This window comes from Alicyclobacillus sacchari (genome assembly GCF_004366795.1).
Lineage (GTDB): Bacteria > Bacillota > Bacilli > Alicyclobacillales > Alicyclobacillaceae > Alicyclobacillus > Alicyclobacillus sacchari.
Genome location: NZ_SORF01000001.1, coordinates 348981 through 364876, shown reverse-complemented (window position 1 = coordinate 364876; position 15896 = coordinate 348981). Strand labels below are relative to the sequence as shown.

16 protein-coding genes are annotated in these 15896 nt (G+C 58.3%); 8 read left to right on the top strand and 8 right to left on the bottom strand.

Translation table 11 applies throughout. The annotated features are described in order from the left end of the window. Positions 1–780: a sirohydrochlorin chelatase gene (locus C7445_RS01735; RefSeq protein ID WP_134158303.1), complete on the top strand. Its 780-nt coding sequence runs from the start codon at positions 1–3 to the stop codon at positions 778–780. Between the two features lie 48 nt (positions 781–828). On the opposite strand, the gene C7445_RS01730 is transcribed toward C7445_RS01735, so the two are convergent. The 3 genes from C7445_RS01730 to C7445_RS01720 form a co-directional block, all read right to left on the bottom strand. Then, positions 829–1149, bottom strand: a complete 321-nt coding sequence (locus C7445_RS01730; RefSeq protein WP_134158302.1) for a hypothetical protein — start codon at positions 1147–1149, stop codon at positions 829–831. 89 nt (positions 1150–1238) lie between these two features. After that, positions 1239–2102 carry a formyltetrahydrofolate deformylase gene (gene purU / locus C7445_RS01725; protein ID WP_134158301.1) on the bottom strand — a complete coding sequence of 288 codons (864 nt, stop codon included), beginning with the start codon at positions 2100–2102 and terminating at the stop codon, positions 1239–1241. Then, positions 2102–2524 carry a PaaI family thioesterase gene (locus tag C7445_RS01720; protein ID WP_134158300.1) on the bottom strand — a complete coding sequence of 141 codons (423 nt, stop codon included), beginning with the start codon at positions 2522–2524 and terminating at the stop codon, positions 2102–2104. Before C7445_RS01720 ends, purU begins: the two co-directional genes overlap by 1 nt. Positions 2525–2715: 191 nt before the next feature. Here C7445_RS01720 and C7445_RS01715 point away from each other — a divergent pair, with 191 nt between their 5' ends. Genes C7445_RS01715 through C7445_RS01705 form a run of 3 tightly spaced genes read left to right on the top strand, consistent with a single transcriptional unit; the run spans position 2716 to position 5786 of the window. Then, positions 2716–4050 carry a methyl-accepting chemotaxis protein gene (locus tag C7445_RS01715; RefSeq protein ID WP_134158299.1) on the top strand — a complete coding sequence of 445 codons (1335 nt, stop codon included), beginning with the start codon at positions 2716–2718 and terminating at the stop codon, positions 4048–4050. 30 nt (positions 4051–4080) lie between these two features. Further along, positions 4081–4863, top strand: a complete 783-nt coding sequence (locus tag C7445_RS01710) for an HAD family hydrolase (protein WP_134158298.1) — start codon at positions 4081–4083, stop codon at positions 4861–4863. Positions 4864–4895: 32 nt separating this feature from the next. Next, complete coding sequence (locus C7445_RS01705) at positions 4896–5786, top strand: aldo/keto reductase (protein ID WP_134158297.1); 891 nt, start codon at positions 4896–4898, stop codon at positions 5784–5786. A 149-nt stretch (positions 5787–5935) separates the two neighbouring features. On the opposite strand, the gene C7445_RS01700 is transcribed toward C7445_RS01705, so the two are convergent. Next, positions 5936–7195, bottom strand: coding sequence for a beta-ketoacyl-[acyl-carrier-protein] synthase family protein (locus tag C7445_RS01700; RefSeq protein WP_134158296.1), 1260 nt, complete (start codon positions 7193–7195; stop codon positions 5936–5938). Between the two features lie 190 nt (positions 7196–7385). On the opposite strand from C7445_RS01700, the gene fabL reads away from it, so the two are divergent. The 3 genes from fabL to C7445_RS01685 are packed head-to-tail and all read left to right on the top strand — an operon-like array spanning position 7386 to position 9362. After that, complete coding sequence (gene fabL, locus C7445_RS01695; RefSeq protein WP_134158295.1) at positions 7386–8159, top strand: enoyl-[acyl-carrier-protein] reductase FabL; 774 nt, start codon at positions 7386–7388, stop codon at positions 8157–8159. A 37-nt stretch (positions 8160–8196) separates the two neighbouring features. Beyond that, positions 8197–8604: an acyl-CoA thioesterase gene (locus C7445_RS01690; RefSeq protein WP_134158294.1), complete on the top strand. Its 408-nt coding sequence runs from the start codon at positions 8197–8199 to the stop codon at positions 8602–8604. Then, entirely contained in the window at positions 8601–9362 is a 762-nt protein-coding gene (locus C7445_RS01685) for an SDR family NAD(P)-dependent oxidoreductase (RefSeq protein ID WP_134158293.1), read from the top strand. Before C7445_RS01690 ends, C7445_RS01685 begins: the two co-directional genes overlap by 4 nt. 86 nt (positions 9363–9448) lie before the next feature. Here C7445_RS01685 and C7445_RS01680 read toward each other — a convergent pair whose 3' ends face one another. From C7445_RS01680 to C7445_RS01665, 4 genes are all read right to left on the bottom strand, one after another. Continuing rightward, a complete protein-coding gene (locus tag C7445_RS01680; RefSeq protein WP_166668942.1) occupies positions 9449–9763 on the bottom strand; it encodes an antibiotic biosynthesis monooxygenase family protein in 315 nt (104 codons plus the stop codon). A gap of 158 nt (positions 9764–9921) precedes the next feature. Next, complete coding sequence (gene aroF, locus C7445_RS01675) at positions 9922–10935, bottom strand: 3-deoxy-7-phosphoheptulonate synthase (protein WP_134158291.1); 1014 nt, start codon at positions 10933–10935, stop codon at positions 9922–9924. Next, positions 10932–12095, bottom strand: a complete 1164-nt coding sequence (locus C7445_RS01670) for an acyl-CoA dehydrogenase family protein (RefSeq protein WP_134158290.1) — start codon at positions 12093–12095, stop codon at positions 10932–10934. The genes aroF and C7445_RS01670 overlap by 4 nt, the downstream gene beginning before the upstream one ends. Positions 12096–12116: 21 nt before the next feature. Further along, complete coding sequence (locus C7445_RS01665; RefSeq protein WP_134158289.1) at positions 12117–13715, bottom strand: AMP-binding protein; 1599 nt, start codon at positions 13713–13715, stop codon at positions 12117–12119. A gap of 164 nt (positions 13716–13879) precedes the next feature. Here C7445_RS01665 and C7445_RS01660 point away from each other — a divergent pair, with 164 nt between their 5' ends. Further along, positions 13880–15886, top strand: coding sequence for an FAD-dependent oxidoreductase (locus tag C7445_RS01660; protein WP_424922977.1), 2007 nt, complete (start codon positions 13880–13882; stop codon positions 15884–15886). The last annotated feature ends 10 nt before the right edge of the window (positions 15887–15896 follow it).

The following is a 15896-nucleotide window of genomic DNA, read 5'->3' as shown; positions in this document are numbered from 1 at the left end:
GTGAATCGCGGTGTGCTGTTTATCGGGCACGGAACGCGGCGGCGCCATGGCATGATCGAGTGGCTCACGTTTGTACGACACGTGGCGGCGTGCCTGCGGCCGGCTGGAAGCTCGCTGCTGACTTGCGCGTTTGTCGAGATCGAACCGCCGGCCATCGAGGATGCCCTGCGTCAACTCGTGGCCGCAGGGGCGGATGAGGTGGTCGCGGTGCCGCTTCTCCTCTTTGCCGCGGGCCATATGCACACAGACATTCCACGGGCGTTTGCTGCAGCAGAGAATGATTTGCATGGTGTGCCTGTCCGCTTGTTGGAGCCGTTTGGTGAGGAGCCTGAGTTTGTCGATGTCGCATCGTTGCGCATTCGGCAAACCTTGGCCACATGGCATATACCGCCCTGTAACTCCGCCATTGTACTCATTGGGCGTGGTAATCGCGAGTTCAAGGCGCAACAGGCCTTTGCGCAGGTTGTGAGGAACGTGGCACAACGGTTTCCACGGCGGCGGATCGAAACGGCTTATCTCGCGGGTACCGGGCGGTCACTCGAACAGGCGCTGGACGAAATGTGGACGCAGGGTGTGCGGACTGTGGCTGTCGTGCCGTTCCTCTGGTTTTCCGGGTGGCTCACAGATACGTTGCCGACGCGGGTTGAAACGTGGGCTCACGCACATCCGGGCGTCGACATTCGCATCGGCAGCCATCTCGGCGGCCATTCGCTGTTGGTCAAGGCTGTGGCAAGGCGGGTACAAGCCTATATGCAGGCAAAAGCAACGCCGATCCGCTGAGTGGGATCGGCGTTTTGATATGCCTTAGGGATTCGATGGTTGATGTGCTTACCACCAATACCCTGGATAGCCGTACCCATACCCATAATACGGGCGGGCCAGCGCACCAAGTGTAAGTCCGGTTAAGGCGCCAAAGGCGAAATAGCTCGCAGGCGCATAGACGTGATCCACGGTATCGCCGGACGGCGTTTCGCTCAGGGTGATGAATGACGCTTCTTTGTCGGACGACGCTGGCGTTGCGTGGATCAGGTAAATGCCGTGATCGTAAACGCTGTGTAAAATGCCAGGGTATGATCGACCATTGATGTGATGGGCGATGACGTGACGGCCCACGAGGCGCCGCGCAACAGGGTACAACGGATGTGCCATGCTGCATTCCCCTCCTTTCGCTTCAGCGTATGCCTCTCGGCAAATGGCCGAAGCGTACACGTGCCCGGGGATTGGGCATAGGGCCCTCGTCAGGCAAAGACGATGGTCTTGTTGCCGTGCACAATGACTTTGTCTTCGAGATGCCACTTGACGGCGCGGCTGAGCACTGCGCGCTCCACTTGGCGCCCTGCAATGCGCAGGTCGGAAGCGTCAAAGCGATGATCTACGCGCGTCACATCCTGCTCAATGATGGGGCCTTCGTCCAATTCTTCGGTCACGTAGTGCGCCGTTGCGCCAATCAGTTTGACACCGCGATCATACGCGCGTTGGTATGGATTGCGACCAATAAACGCTGGCAAGAACGAGTGGTGGATATTGATGATCCGCTGCGGAAACCGTTCGAGAAACGATGGACTCAAGATTTGCATGTAGCGTGCCAGTACGATGACGTCAATGTCGTCGGCGAGCAATTCCAATTGCCGCTGTTCCGCGTGTGCCTTGGTCTCGGCCGTCACCGGGATGTGGTGGAAGGGGATGCCGAGGCTTTCGACGAGCGGGCGGGCATCCGGATGATTGCTGACGACCATCCTGACGTCGGCGTCGAGCAAACCGTCTTGCCAGTCCCACAGCAGTTCCTGCAAGCAGTGAAGTTCCCGTGAAACAAAGATCGCCATGCGCTTTTTGGCACGCGCCGGGGCATAGCGCCAACGCATTCCGTAGTCGTTCGCCAGTTGCGCGAAGCCTTCGCAGAGCCTGTCCTCCTTTCCGGCAAGGTCATCCAGCTCGAACTCGATCCGCATGAAAAAGTCGCCGCCCTGCGGTTCGGTTGAATACTGGGCGGATTCTGCAATATTCGCACCATGCGCGGAGAGAAACTGGCCTATGGCTGCGACGATGCCCAGTCTGTCCGGGCATGAAATCAAGAGCCTGCCCCGATTGTCCCTTGCTGCCATTATGACAACTCTCCAATCCCCAATTCTTCTTTCTGTGCTTTCGTCAGAACAATCATTTTGGCGTTCGAAGACGCCTTTTCCTCGCCGTCTTCTCCCGTGATTCTCGCCTCGACCAGCAATAGCCGCGACGATACCTTCGTCGGGTGAGCTTCGATCCGGACGCGTTCACCTACGCGGATAGGTTTCTTAAATGAAATATTCAGTTGTGCGGTCACAGTTACGAGGCCGAGGTTGAGTGGCACGTATGCCGAGGCCTCGTCGAGCAATGAGCTCGTGATGCCGCCGTGCTGTACGTTGGGCCATCCCATGTGATGCCGTTCCGTTTGAAAATAGCCGACGACCCCGTCGCCGTCCCTTTCAAAATGAATGTGCAGGCCGTGCGGATTGTTCTCACCGCACACGAAACAGTAGTCGAACCCCATCCAGACACCTCCCATCGCCCCGAATCTGGCACAGGGCGCAGTCAAGCCGTTTCTATTATGAATGTCATGAGGGGAGGAGGGCAACGCCTCCGTTTTTTTCGGCGTGAAACTTGTCCCATCATGCTGCAGAGAAAGGGCGGTATTTGTAGTAAGATGAGGATGCGTAAGTGATTTCGCGAGGAGTGTGCCGAATGGACAATGAATCGGTCCCAGGAGATCAAAAAAGGTCAGGACAGTGGCTCGTATCCTTCAGTCTGCGGACGAAGATCATCCTCATTGTGGTGTTGAGCCTGCTCGTCAGTGCGCCCATCGCCAATTATCTCAATCGGTTGGTGCGCCGCGCCCTTCCAAACACGCATTACGGGGTCTATATCAACACCGCCATCAGTATTATCGTATCGGCCCTGATTATCACGTGGCTCGTGCAAATACTTGCAATCCGCCCTTTGCACGGGGTGATGGATGTGTTGCGGGATATTGCGGCGGGCAATTTGACCGCGCGCTCCAGCCATCGATCCCGAGATGAAATCGGCCAGCTCGCACATGAAATGAATGCGATGGCAGAAAACCTGAATCGCTTGGTGAGCGAGGTCGGCAGTGCCGCCGAGCAACTTGCTGCGGCTGCCGAGGAACTAGCAGCCAGCGCTGAACAGACAGGCAAGGCGTCGGAACAAATCGCCGTGACGGTGCAAGAAGTATCGGCGGGCGTCGGGCGCCAGGAGGAACGAATCGAGAGCAGCACTGATGTCTTCACCGCCATTGCGGGGGGCATTGCGGACATTGCCAATCGGTTCCGCGCCGTTTCGCAGTCGGTTGCGGCGGCCACCGACTTGGCTACAGCGGGCGGTTCATCGGTTCGCAAGGCGATGGAGCAGATGGCTTCGATACAGCAGTCGGTTGCGTCGTTGGCTGACGTCGTGCAAGGGCTCGGCGAACGCTCTGCCGAGATTGGCGCCATTGTCGACGTGATGACGCGCATCGCGCGGCAAACCCACCTACTTTCGCTCAACGCCGCGATCGAGGCGGCCAGGGCAGGCGAGAGCGGACGCGGCTTTGCGGTCGTTGCCGATGAGGTGCGCAAATTGGCGGAGCAGTCGGCGGATCAGGCGACGCAAATTGCGGGCTTGATCGAGTCCATTCAGTCTGAGACCAACGTGGTCGTTGCGTCAATGGCGGCTTCCACCGAGGAAGTGGCGGCAGGCATGGATATTGTGCGCAGCACCGAAAGGTCGTTTGCCGACATTGAGGCGTCCGTGCACAATGTAACGGATCATATCAGCGAGGTATCCGGTTTTATGGACCGGATTTCGAGTGGTACTCAGCAGCTGCAGGACGGTATCAAAGAGCTAACGCGCGTCTCCAGCATGACCAACGCCGGGATGCAGACGGTGGCCGCCTCGACCGAGGAACAACTCGCTTCCATGGAGGAGATCACGGCTTCCAGTACGACATTGACGCAAATGGCGGAGCGGTTGCAGTCGCTTGTCGGCACATTTCGCTACACGTCAGTCGATACAGACAGGTGAGGGACATAGAAGCAAAGGGGATTCTGCAGGATGAACCAAGACGTATACACTCGGTTGGCAAATTGTAAGTTGTTTATTTTCGATCTCGATGGCACCGTGTACGCGGAGACCGAGCATTTCGAGCATTATCTGCAACAGTTGGCGACCTTTGTCGGCGAAGAGCAGCGTGCGGCGTTCCTACGCGAGGCGCGGGCGGGCATCGCGGAGGATGATGGTGCGTTTTATGGGCGTGCGTTTACACGGGCGACGGGCGAACCAGTCGCCCTGGAGGATGAACCGAGCGAACAACACCTGCATGTCGACGATCCCTGGGGCGTCCTGCAGGCGGTGGCCGCTCGGCATGGCGTCTCTGTGACGGATCGAGATAAGGCGTTTTTGCGGACGCGCGACTTTATGGCAGGCGCGTTTGCGATGATGCCGCTCGCTGGTTTGCGGGACGCGATGGTGGCCTTGCGCAGAGAGGGCCGACACGTCGTGATGGCAACCAACAGTCCGGAACCGGACAGTCGCGCGATTTTGCGCAAACTGGAGCTTGAAGACGTCTTGGAGGACTACGTGTTTCAGGCGCGCAAGCCGTATCGGACAGCCGAACACTTCACGCGCTGGCTCACGGCATACGACATTCCTCCTGCCCAGGCGGTCAGCGTTGGCGATCACTATCGCAACGAAATGCGCCCTGCGATCAAGCTTGGTATGAACACCATTTACATTGATCGCTACATAGGTCAGCCTCGCTCTGACGTCACTCTGCAGCTTCGGCATCCGGGAGAACTCGCTGATGTGTTGCGCCGTTGCGTGTCTGGCGCAAAATAGGTTCTTCGCAATGTATTGAGGAGGCAGATGGCATGGAATATCGCGAATTTGGCAAGACAGGCATGAAGGTCAGCGCTTTGGGTTTTGGCGGATCGGAAATCCGCGGCGTCGACGTTGGGACCGTCGATCGGTTGCTTGGCAGTGCGCTTGATGCGGGTCTGAACGTCATCGACACGGCAGCGTGCTATGGCGACAGTGAAGAGTTGATTGGCAAGGCGGTGTCGCATCGTCGCTCAGATTACTTTGTATTCAGCAAGTGCGGGCATGCGTCGGGCTTGTCTACACCCGATTGGGATCCACGCACCGTTCGCGATAGCATCGACCGCAGCCTGAAGCGGCTGAAGACGGATTATGTCGATTTGATGCAACTCCACAGTTGTGGCGTCGACGTGCTCCAAGAGGGCAGCGTAATTGAGGAATTGCAAAAGGCAAAGCAGGCGGGGAAGATTCGTTTCTTGGGGTACAGTGGGGATCGAGAGGCGGCTCGTTCCGCGGTAGAGTTGGGTGTCTTTGATAGTCTGCAGACGTCCATCAATGTCGCGGACCAAAGCGTCCTCGATGAGGTTTTACCACTGGCTGTGGCGCGCGGTATGGGCGTGATCGCCAAACGGCCAATCGCGAATGTCGCGTGGCAGTATCAGACGATGCCGGAAGTCGACTACTACGTCGAGTACTGGCGGAGGTTTACGAAGTTACAATTTCCGTTCACCAAGTTGCCCGTTTCGGAGGCGGTCGGGGTTGCACTTCGTTTCACCCTGTCGACCCCCGGGGTATCTACGGCGATTGTCGGCACGCAAAATCCGGGGCGGTGGCAACAGAACGCGGCTTATGTCGATGCGGGATCGTTGCCGACCAGTGAGTACGAAGCCATCCGCGACGCATGGCGACGAGCCGCCGAGCCGGGCTGGATGGGGCAAACCTGATGCTATAGAAAGGGTTCACAAACGCGAAAGAGCGGGGCACGCGCCCCGCTCTTTCTTTCCACACTGTACCTTTTATCTCTCATCCCGAATTTTAACATGAACATACAAAAACGTCCATAGGGGATTTTGTATGTTTTGTGACGGGATGTTTAGAACGATGTTTTCTGCCAGATAAGGACACCGTTCTGGCCGCCGAAACCGAAAGACGAACTCAGTGCCGTTGCAATGTCGGCTGCGCGGCTCTCGTTGGCAACGACGTCGCGGGGCGCGACATCTTCCTTGTCATCGCAGTTGAGCGTCGGCGGGAGCATGCCGGTCTCTAAGGCCTGAATACACGCGATACTTTCGATCGCGCCAGCCGTGCCAAGCATGTGCCCAACCGCACCCTTGATGGAGCTCACCGGAATGGCGTCGATGTGATCTCCGAACATGTCGCGCAAGGCGGTGGATTCAGCGAGATCGCCAGCGGGTGTTGCCGTCGCGTGAGCGTTGATATAGTCAATGTCATCTGGTTTGAGCCCCGCGCTTTTAAGCGCGCGCTCCATGGCCAACTTCGCGCCGCGGCCAGTCGGATCGGGTGAGGTTTCATGATAGGCGTCGTTTGACGAGCCATAACCGGTTAACTCTGCGTAAATATGAGCCCCGCGAGCCTGTGCGCTCTCCAGCGTCTCAAGCACTAGCATCGCCGCACCTTCGCCCATCACCATACCCGTTCGCGCCTTGTCAAACGGACGCGACCAGGCGGCAAATGACGCCGGTCCTTCTGTCGCAAGCGCCCCGGCCGCTCGCAGTCCCGCTAAAATGGCCGGACTGAACAGACATTCGGCGCCACCTGCCAGCACCATGTCGACCTCGCCTAAACGCAACCAATAGCTAGCCTCGCCAATGGCGTTGGCCGACGATGCACAGGCGGTCGAATAGGTCATCACCGGGCCGCGAATTCCATAGCGCATGGCGATGCTGGCCGCCGCAGCGTTCGGTATGGATTTGGGCACAAGGCGTGGACCGACGCGTGACGATCTCCCGGATGACAAACGTGCGGCACCGTCTTCCAAAGTCTGAACGCCACCGAATGCGCAGCCAACGGATATGCCGATGCGATCCATGGCATACGATCCGAAATCGCCGCTCTCGCCAAAACCTGCGTCACGGATAGCTTCCATGGCGGCAACAAGCCCCATTTGCGTGAATCTGTCACTGTTTTGAACCTGCTTTTTATCAAGGTACAGCGCTGGATCGAAATCGTGCGCTGCGGCGACGACGGGGGCCCAGCCGCGAAGATATTCGTCTTCCGTTTGCCGCACGGCCGATTTGCCACCTACAATGCCATCCCAGAACGTGGTTACCCCGACCCCGAATGGCGTAACGGCACCCATTCCGGTGACGACGATGCGCGTCTTTTCCGCCATGTATGTTCTCCTCTCGTGCTGGATCGCAAATGCGCCCAACTTGCCGGTGAATTTATGACTTGGTCATAGAACTGATTCTATGATACCACGTCGTTGGACTTGCTGCGATGACAATCAGGTGCTAAAGCCTGTTGGAGTTTGCTATGATGAACGAAGTTAGGCCCTAGCGCGGCTACAGGAGGCACTGAGAATGGGACAAGCGTCAGGCAATCGTTATCAGAATCAAGTCGTCTGCGTCACGGGAAGTTCGCGCGGGATTGGCCGCAGGCTTGCTGTGCGCTTTGCGGAGGAGGGCGCAGACGTCGTCATCAACTATTTTCGAAACGGGGATCAAGCCCGCGAGGTGGCAGCTGAAGTCGAGGCATTGGGGCGCAAGGCCTTGCTGGTTCGCGCCAATATGGCGCAGGAGGAAAAGATCGTCGCCATGTTTGAACAGATTCGCGAGGTTTTTGGGCGGATCGACGTCTTCGTCCATAACGCGGCTTCCGGGCGCAACCGCTTCGCCATGGAGGTTGACACCAAGGGCTGGGATTGGACGATGCAGGTCAACACGCGGGCATTTCTCATCGGAGCGCAGCAGGCCGCGAATTTGATGCCGGAAACAGGTGGTGCGATGCTGGCCTTGTCGTCCTTTGGGGCGGATCGCGTATTTCCGTATTACGTGTCTGTGGGATCGAGCAAAGCGGCTCTGGAGTCCATTGTCCGTTATTTCGCCATCGAATTGGCGCCAAGGCGGATCAATGTGAACGCCATCTCGGCGGGGGCGGTGTTGACGGATGCGCTCGGTCATTTTCCGGAGATGGACAAGACGTTGGCCGCAGTGGAAGAGAAGATGCCGTATCACCGCATGGTGACGCCGGACGACATCGCGAATCTGGCCTTATTCCTCTGTTCGTCAGAAGCTGAGATGATTCGCGGGCAGACCATTCGCATCGACGGTGGCATCACCCTGCCAATACCCTGAGCGGCCATTTGTGAGTTCTGGCGAAGGAGAGGTTAAGGTGGAAGGCTTTCGGTTTCACTACGACATTCGCGTGCGCTGGCCAGAGGTCGATGGCCAGTTAATCGTCTACAACGCAAACTATCTCATGTATCTCGATCTCGCGTTTCAAGAGTTCTTTCGGCATGAACTCAAGCTATACGGCGAGGTGCCCACGACCGTGCTCGCCAAAACGACATTGCAGTATCACAAGTCGGCGCGGTTTGAGGACGATTTGTCGATTTGGGTGCGGACAAATCGCATCGGCAACACGAGTATCGTGCTCGATTTTGCGATCACGAGGCAGGATGAACTGATTTTTGAAGCGCAATCCATCTACGTCCACGTCGATGGCGCCGGGACTCCGAGCCCAGTGCCGGATGATTGGCGAGCGGCGTTGACAGGCTACGAACAGGGGGAAGCGGTGTGAATCGATTCGACGGGCGCGTCGCCATTGTAACAGGTGGAGCGGGAGGCATCGGCGGCGCGAGTGCGCGGCTATTCGCCGAACAAGGGGCCAGGGTCGTCGTTGCGGATATCGACGCTGAGGCTGGTGAGCGCGTGGCCGCTGAGATTCGTGAAGCGGGCGGCGAAGCATCGTTTCACCGCGTCGACGTGACCGCTTACGAGAGCGTCGAGGACCTCGTGCAATTTGCCGTGGAGACCTTTGGCCAGGTCGATATCATGTTTAACAACGCCGGTGTGTTTGGGGACGGATCGCAAAACGTGATCGACATGCCAATAGAAACCTATCATCGAACCATTGCCATCAATCAGCACGGCGTTTACTACGGGATCCGGGCGGCAGCGGCACAGATGCGCGAGCGCGGCGGAGTCATCATCAACACGGCATCGATTTACGCCTATATTGCGGATAAGAACCAGTTTCCGTATCACGCGAGCAAGGCGGCGGTTGTCGGCATGACGAAGGCGGCTGCTTTAGAGCTTGCGCGCTACAACATCAGGGTCGTGGCCATTGCGCCAGGGATGATCGACACGGGGCTGGTCGATGCTTGGCGGGCCGACGAGCGCGTGTGGAACACGATCCAAAAGGCGCATATGCGGCGGCAAATGGGCACGCCGGAGCAGGTCGCGCAAGTCGTGGCGTTTCTCGCCAGCGACGAGGCGTCTTTTCTCAATGGACACGCCTACTTTGTCGACGACGGCGCTGCGTCGTTCAAGCGATAGGCGTGAGGGCGGGCGATGGAGCCCGCCTGAAGTTTTGCGCATGAGAAAAAGGTGTCACACCGCATGTCTCCACTCTCGTCGTCACATCAGTAATTCAGTTCCACCTTGCAGATGCGCGTGCGAAACGACTTGTACCAACGTTGCTTCGCTTCATGTTTCGCTGCTTGGTGAAATGAGTCCGCACTCCAAATGCGGATGGCGTCGATGGACTCCCAGTACGAGACGACGATCCCGATGTCGGATTCAGCCATTTCGATTCCCAGAAAACCGGGGTGTGTTTTGGCCTTTGCAACGAGGTGCTGACACATCTCGCGGTAGCCGTCGAGATCGTCACCGGGCACAACGGTTAAGATGACAGCGTAGTGGGGAAGGGGTGCGCCAATGGTCTCTGAGTTGGTCATATCCATTCCTCCGTGGCCTTATTGTGGTCACGGAGGGTAATGTGTATCCGGCGTTGACGCACCCATCGACGTTCTCGACGTGCCGAACATGGAAAAAGGGCCGCTGCCCGTCATTTCGCAGCGTGCCCTGAAGTAAAGTTTCAAGCCTTCTGATCTTGTCAAACGCCTACAAACGCCTTTTTACGAGTGCCATGTAAGACGTCAGCGATCAGGTTCACTTCTTCTACCATCAGCCCAAACTCCTGATAATCAATCGTTTGTGCCGCATCAGACATCGCTTGATCTGGCGTCGGGTGAATTTCCACGATCACGCCGTCGGCTCCTGCCGCTACGCCGGCGCGTGCCATCGGTCGAACAAAGGCTCGTTTGCCGACGCCGTGCGACGGATCGACAATGACAGGCAAGTGCGACAGGCTTTTGATCACTGGCACGGCGTTCAAATCGAGCGTGTTGCGCGTCGCCGTTTCAAACGTGCGGATACCGCGCTCACAGAGAATGACGTTCGGATTGCCTTGTGCCAGAATGTACTCTGCGGCCATCAGCCACTCCTCAATGGTTCCGGATAGACCGCGCTTGAGAAGCACAGGTTTCATCGACTGACCCGCTTCTCGCAACAAAGGATAGTTCTGCATGTTGCGTGCACCAATTTGGAGAATGTCGACGTACTCTGCCACGAGCTCGACCTTATTGGGTTCCATGACTTCCGAGACGATGGCGAGCCCTGTGATGTCCCGTGCCATGGCCATCATCTTGAGTCCTTCTTCGCCGTGGCCTTGGAAGGAATAGGGGCTTGACCGCGGTTTGAACGCTCCGCCGCGCAAGACGTGGCCCCCCAAGCGCTTGACAGCTTTCGCGATGTCGATGATATTCTCCACCGACTCGACAGAGCACGGTCCCGCCATGACAACTGGTTGCGAGCCGCCAATGAGGATGTCGCGTACCTGAATGACGGTGTCTTCCTGTTGAAACTCGCGACTTGCGAGCGGGTACGGGCGCGCAACGGGGACGACTTCCACGACTTCGGGCAGCTGTGACAGGCGATTTGCCAGGTCGGCGTCGTTTCCAGGGATCATGACCCGGTTTGCGCCCGCAGGGTAGGCGGTCACGCCGAGTTCGGCCAAGAATTGCGCCAACTGTTGCTGGTTGAGCTTTGGGTTCAGCATGACAATCATCCGCGATTTCTCCTTTCACGCGCCGCTTTCGCCTTGTCCAGCACGTCGCGCGCAATCACCATCTTCTGAATTTCTGATGTTCCTTCCTCAAACCGTTGCATTCGCGCGTCGCGATACAAGCGTTCGATCTCGCTGGATTGAAAGTAACCTGGCCCACCGTGGATTTGCAGGGCCTTATCGGTGACCCGCTGCAACATCTCCGTCGCGAACATCTTCGCCATGCTCGCGTCAACTGTAATCGAATGTCCCTCGTCCAACTTGCGCGCAGCATGCAACACGAGCTGACGCGCGGCTGCAATGTCAGTCGCCATCTCGGCAAGCCACATCTGAATCACTTGCCGTTTGGCGAGTGGTTGCCCAAATGTCACGCGGGTGAGCGCGTGTTCGGTCGCAAGATCCAAGCTGCGCTGTGCCGCACCCACACATGTCATACCGATCGCGGTGCGCGAGGGATCCAGAAAGCCGCGAAAAGCAACTTCCAGACCATCCCCCTCTTCGCCCAAACGATTGGCGACAGGCACGCGACAATTGCTAAGGCGCAAGTGACCGTGCTGTGTACCGGTGACGCCCATGGCCGGAGCCATATATTCAATCTGAAGTCCCATCGCATCCCTTGGTACCATGAGTGCCAAGGTGCCTTCACCGCCGCTCGTCCCCTCGAGTCGGCAGAACAGCAGGAAGTAATCCGCGACATCACTGAAGATAATCATCCATTTTTCGCCATTTACGACATATTCATCGCCTTCACGACGAGCGGTAGTCTTGATATCCGCGCCGGATCCTGAATTCGGTTCCGTTAAGGTGAACGTCGCCCGCAGCTGACCCGCGATAAACGGTTTGACAAAGCGTTCCATTTGTCCGAGCGACGCTTTGCTGGCCAAGGAGCGCCACAAGCTGTTCATGACGTGGACGATGACGCGCATCGAACCATGCATCGCAGCAAATCGTTCGAGCAGGCGCAGGTATTCAACAAATGTCAAACCGAAGCCGCCGAAATCGCGCGGGGCCGCGAGGCGCAGGTAACCGCGGTCGTTCAGTTCCTGCCATACCGCTTGTGGCACAGCGCCCGTTGTTTCAATCTGTTGCGCCCACGCGGCAGCAGGGCCTGCGACATAAGCGTCGACGTCCGCCATCCACTCGGCAAATGTTCGCGTCTGCATCGTTCATCCCCCTTCTTCGCTTTAGGCTTGGGCTCGTTCCTGCTGCAGTTTGTTTGCGATATCGTTGCGCAGGACGTACTTTTGAATCTTGCCGCTTGCGGTACGCGGCATCTCGTCGATGATCTCCACGCGCTCCGGCCAATAGATCTTTGCCATGCCGCGCTCACCTAGAAAGTCGGTGATGTGCGAGAGGTCGATGGCGGTGTGCCCTGGCTGCAGCACGACGTATGCGCATGCCCGTTCGCCCAACCGTTCGTCAGGCATTGCCACGACCGCGGCGTCCGCGATGGCGGGATGCTGATAAAGCAAGTCCTCAATCTCGACCACCGGGATCTTCTCACCGCCGCGGTTGACGACGTCCTTTTTGCGGCCGGTGATCTTCAAATAACCGTCCTCGTCGATCACGGCGAGATCACCAGTGTCAAAAAATCCATCGTTCGTGAATCCTGCTTCGTACCACTCATGATGGTGCAAGTAGGTGGCGAACATCGCTGGCGTCTTGATTTGATAGTTTCCTTCTCGCCCCGGTGGCAAAACATGACCTTCGTCGTCGACGACGCGGATCTGCATGCCGTCGATGGCACGGCCGTCCGTGCCCCAAAGTTTTTCTGGCGGATCGTTGGGACGACCGACGGTGACCAGGCAGGCTTCCGTGGATCCCCAAGCGCCGACGATGGAGCAGGCCAATTTTTCGCGGGCTTCTTGAGCCAATTGGCGAGGGATAGCTGCGCCCGTTGCAATAAAGAGACGCAGTCCCTTCGGCGGTTGCTCGCTGCGCGTCATGTCGGATAAGAAAGGCATGGCGGCCTGCACGAATGTCGCGCCATGGATCTCGATGGCGGCACGGGCCGTGTCGACATCCCAAACCGCTTGGTAAATCCCCGTGCCGCCGATGTAGAAGGAAACGAGCATTCCATAGAGAAATCCTGTTTGGTGAGCAAGCGGGGATGGCACCCAGATGCGGTCGTTCGCCGTCAGCCCCAATGTCGTCGTGTGTGCGAGCAAAGCGTTTGACAGGCTCTGATGCGTGTGCAGGACGCCCTTGGGCTCGCCGGTTGTCCCGGACGTGTAGAGCAGTTGCGAGTAGGACGTCGCTGTCGCGCGCCGGCGTGCCACATCCGCCAGCATGTCGTCGGGCATCTCGCCTTGCCAAACGATGCCGCCGAGGTCGGTTGCGGCGGGATCGTACTGCAAATGGTCGATCACAATAACGTGTTCAAGCGCGGGGAGTTCTGGCCGGATTCTATCGACAAGCTGGGCGTACGTGAATCGGCGAAACTCGTCCGGCACAATCAGCAAACGGCTCCCGGACGACTGCATGATGAACGTCACTTCCCGTTCCCGCAATGAAGGCAGCAGGGGGCAGGGAACGGCACCAAGTTTCCAGAGGCCGAGGGTGATGACAATAAACGGCCAGCCGCTTGGCAACTGGTAGGCGACGGCGTCGCCCGGTTGGACGCCGCGTTGTAAAAGGCCGATGGCAGCGCGAGTGGATAGTTCATCCACTTGCGCATACGTCAGCTGAATGGGAGATGAGGCAGCGAGATCGATAACAGCCAATTGATTCGGGCTCTGCGCCCGGAACATGTCAAATTTGTCGAGAAACAGCGGAGCGCTCACAGTGGCGCCGCCCCTTTCATTCCGAAATTCGTACCTGGTTATAAAACATTCTAGCACGCTTGTCGACGAATTCAATACCAGGTGCTAATATCAGATTATAAAAACGGCTTGGGAATATGCGCGAGGATGTTGCCTCGCAAGCCAGTGGTGAAGAGGTGTTGAATGTGGCACCGCAAAACGTATTGCGCCAGTTCCAGGCCTTAAGCCAACCCGGGCGAATTGGCTCGCTCGCTCTGCCTCATCGCATTTTGATGGGTTCCATGCACATGGGGCTGGAGCGCAACCCGGAATATATGGATCGGCTTTGTACATTTTATCGCGATCGCGCAGAGGGCATGGCTGCGCTGATCATCACGGGCGGCGCCGTGGTGCTGCCGGAGGGCGGCGGCGAGATGTACGTGCTCACGAATCCTGGGCACATCGAGATGCTCGCGAAGTTGCCGGAAGCCGTCCATGCTGGCGGAGGTCGCATTGCCTTGCAGTTGTTTCACGCGGGTCGATATGCGTTTTCGGAAGAGATCGGCACGCAGCCGGTGGCGCCGAGCGCGATACCATCGCGGCTGACGCGCGAGACGCCGCGCGCGATGACGGCGGAAGACATCGCGCGCACCATTGAGGGCTTCGCCAATGCTGCGATCACGGCGAAGCGGCTCGGCTTTGACGCCGTGGAAATCATGGGGTCGGAAGGCTATCTCCTCAACCAGTTCTTGTCGCCGCTCACCAATGTGCGCGACGACGAGTATGGTGGCGATTTTGAGCGCCGCATGCGCATGCCGCTGGAAGTGGTAAAGGCGGTGCGTGCGGCCGTCGGCGCCGAATACCCCATGATCTACCGGATGTCGGGCGCTGATCTGATGCCGGACAGCACGACCGACGAGGAGACCATTCGCTTCGCGCAGGCTTTGGTGAAAACTGGCGTCGATGCGCTGAACATCGGGATTGGCTGGCACGAGTCGCGCGTGCCGACGGTGCAACAGGTCGTTCCGCGCGGAGGCTTTGCGGCCGTCGCCGGCCGCATCCGTCAGCATGTGACGGTGCCGATACTGGGCGCCAACCGTTTGAACGTGCCCGAGTTGGCAGACCAGTTGGTGGCCGACGGTTATCTCGACTTCATCGCGCCCGCGCGTCCTTGGTTGGCCGATCCGGATTTTGCACGGAAAATACTTAAAGGGGATCGGCAAGGGCTCAACGTTTGCATCGCCTGTAACCAGTCGTGTTTGGATCACACGCTCGTCAAGCCGTATCAGCCAGTGAGTTGCTTGGTCAATCCGCGCGCTGGACAAGAGTCGGAATGGCCGCTCGTCAAGGCGGGCGTGCGCCGACGTGTTGCTGTGGTCGGCGGCGGTCCGGCCGGTTTGGCTGCCGCTGTGGCGGCGGCGATGCGCGGGCACGAGGTGACACTGTACGAGCGCGATCGCGAATTGGGCGGGCAATTCCGCATGGCTGCCCGCATTCCTGGGAAAGCGGAGTTTTACGAGACCATCCGTTATTACGAAGAGATGCTTGAACGGCTTGCTGTGACTGTTACAATGCAGACAGAGCCCACGGTGGACGAACTGGCTTCGTTCGAGGATGTGATTGTCGCTGTCGGTGTCGAGCCGAAAAGACCTAGCCTTCCTGGCGAAGACCTGCCGCATGTGGTGACGTATGCGCAGATCTTGAATGGACAAGTGCAGGTTGGACGAAACATCGTGATTGTCGGAGCCGGGGGAATTGGTTGTGACGTCGCGACATATCTCGCCGAGCATCGGCATGCCTCGCCTGAGGCGGCGTCGTTTTTCCGGGCGCAACGGCTGGTGGAGCCTGCTTCGCTCGCTCGCAACATCACGGTGCTGGCGCGCAGCGAACGCTATGGACACGGCATCGGTCGCAGCACCCGCTGGGTTGTCAAGCAGGAGCTGCAACGCCTTGGTGTCGATGTGCTGACCGGGGCCTCAGTGCGCGACATTCGCCCGGATACCGTCGTGATCGATCACGATGGGCAGGAAAAGGTCGTGGCCGCGGATCAGGTCGTGTTGTGCACTGGGCAGGAGTCAGCGCGCGTCGACTGGCTGGACGAGTTGGCCGCAAAGGCACGTGTCCACGTCGTCGGCGGTGCGCGCGAGAGCCGCGGCATCAACGCCGCGCGAGCCATTCGCGAGGCGTTTGCGGCGGCGTATCGAATCGAGTAAAGAGGCGCTT

Coding starts and splice junctions, on each gene's coding strand:
- C7445_RS01705 (WP_134158297.1), top strand. CDS start 4,896: ATGGAATATCGCGAATTTGGCAAGACAGGCATGAAGGTCAGCGCTTTG.
- C7445_RS01715 (WP_134158299.1), top strand. CDS start 2,716: ATGGACAATGAATCGGTCCCAGGAGATCAAAAAAGGTCAGGACAGTGG.
- C7445_RS01680 (WP_166668942.1), bottom strand. CDS start 9,763: ATGACCAACTCAGAGACCATTGGCGCACCCCTTCCCCACTACGCTGTC.
- C7445_RS01730 (WP_134158302.1), bottom strand. CDS start 1,149: ATGGCACATCCGTTGTACCCTGTTGCGCGGCGCCTCGTGGGCCGTCAC.
- C7445_RS01700 (WP_134158296.1), bottom strand. CDS start 7,195: ATGGCGGAAAAGACGCGCATCGTCGTCACCGGAATGGGTGCCGTTACG.
- aroF (WP_134158291.1), bottom strand. CDS start 10,935: ATGATTGTCATGCTGAACCCAAAGCTCAACCAGCAACAGTTGGCGCAA.
- purU (WP_134158301.1), bottom strand. CDS start 2,102: ATGGCAGCAAGGGACAATCGGGGCAGGCTCTTGATTTCATGCCCGGAC.
- C7445_RS01720 (WP_134158300.1), bottom strand. CDS start 2,524: ATGGGGTTCGACTACTGTTTCGTGTGCGGTGAGAACAATCCGCACGGC.
- C7445_RS01670 (WP_134158290.1), bottom strand. CDS start 12,095: ATGCAGACGCGAACATTTGCCGAGTGGATGGCGGACGTCGACGCTTAT.
- fabL (WP_134158295.1), top strand. CDS start 7,386: ATGGGACAAGCGTCAGGCAATCGTTATCAGAATCAAGTCGTCTGCGTC.
- C7445_RS01710 (WP_134158298.1), top strand. CDS start 4,081: ATGAACCAAGACGTATACACTCGGTTGGCAAATTGTAAGTTGTTTATT.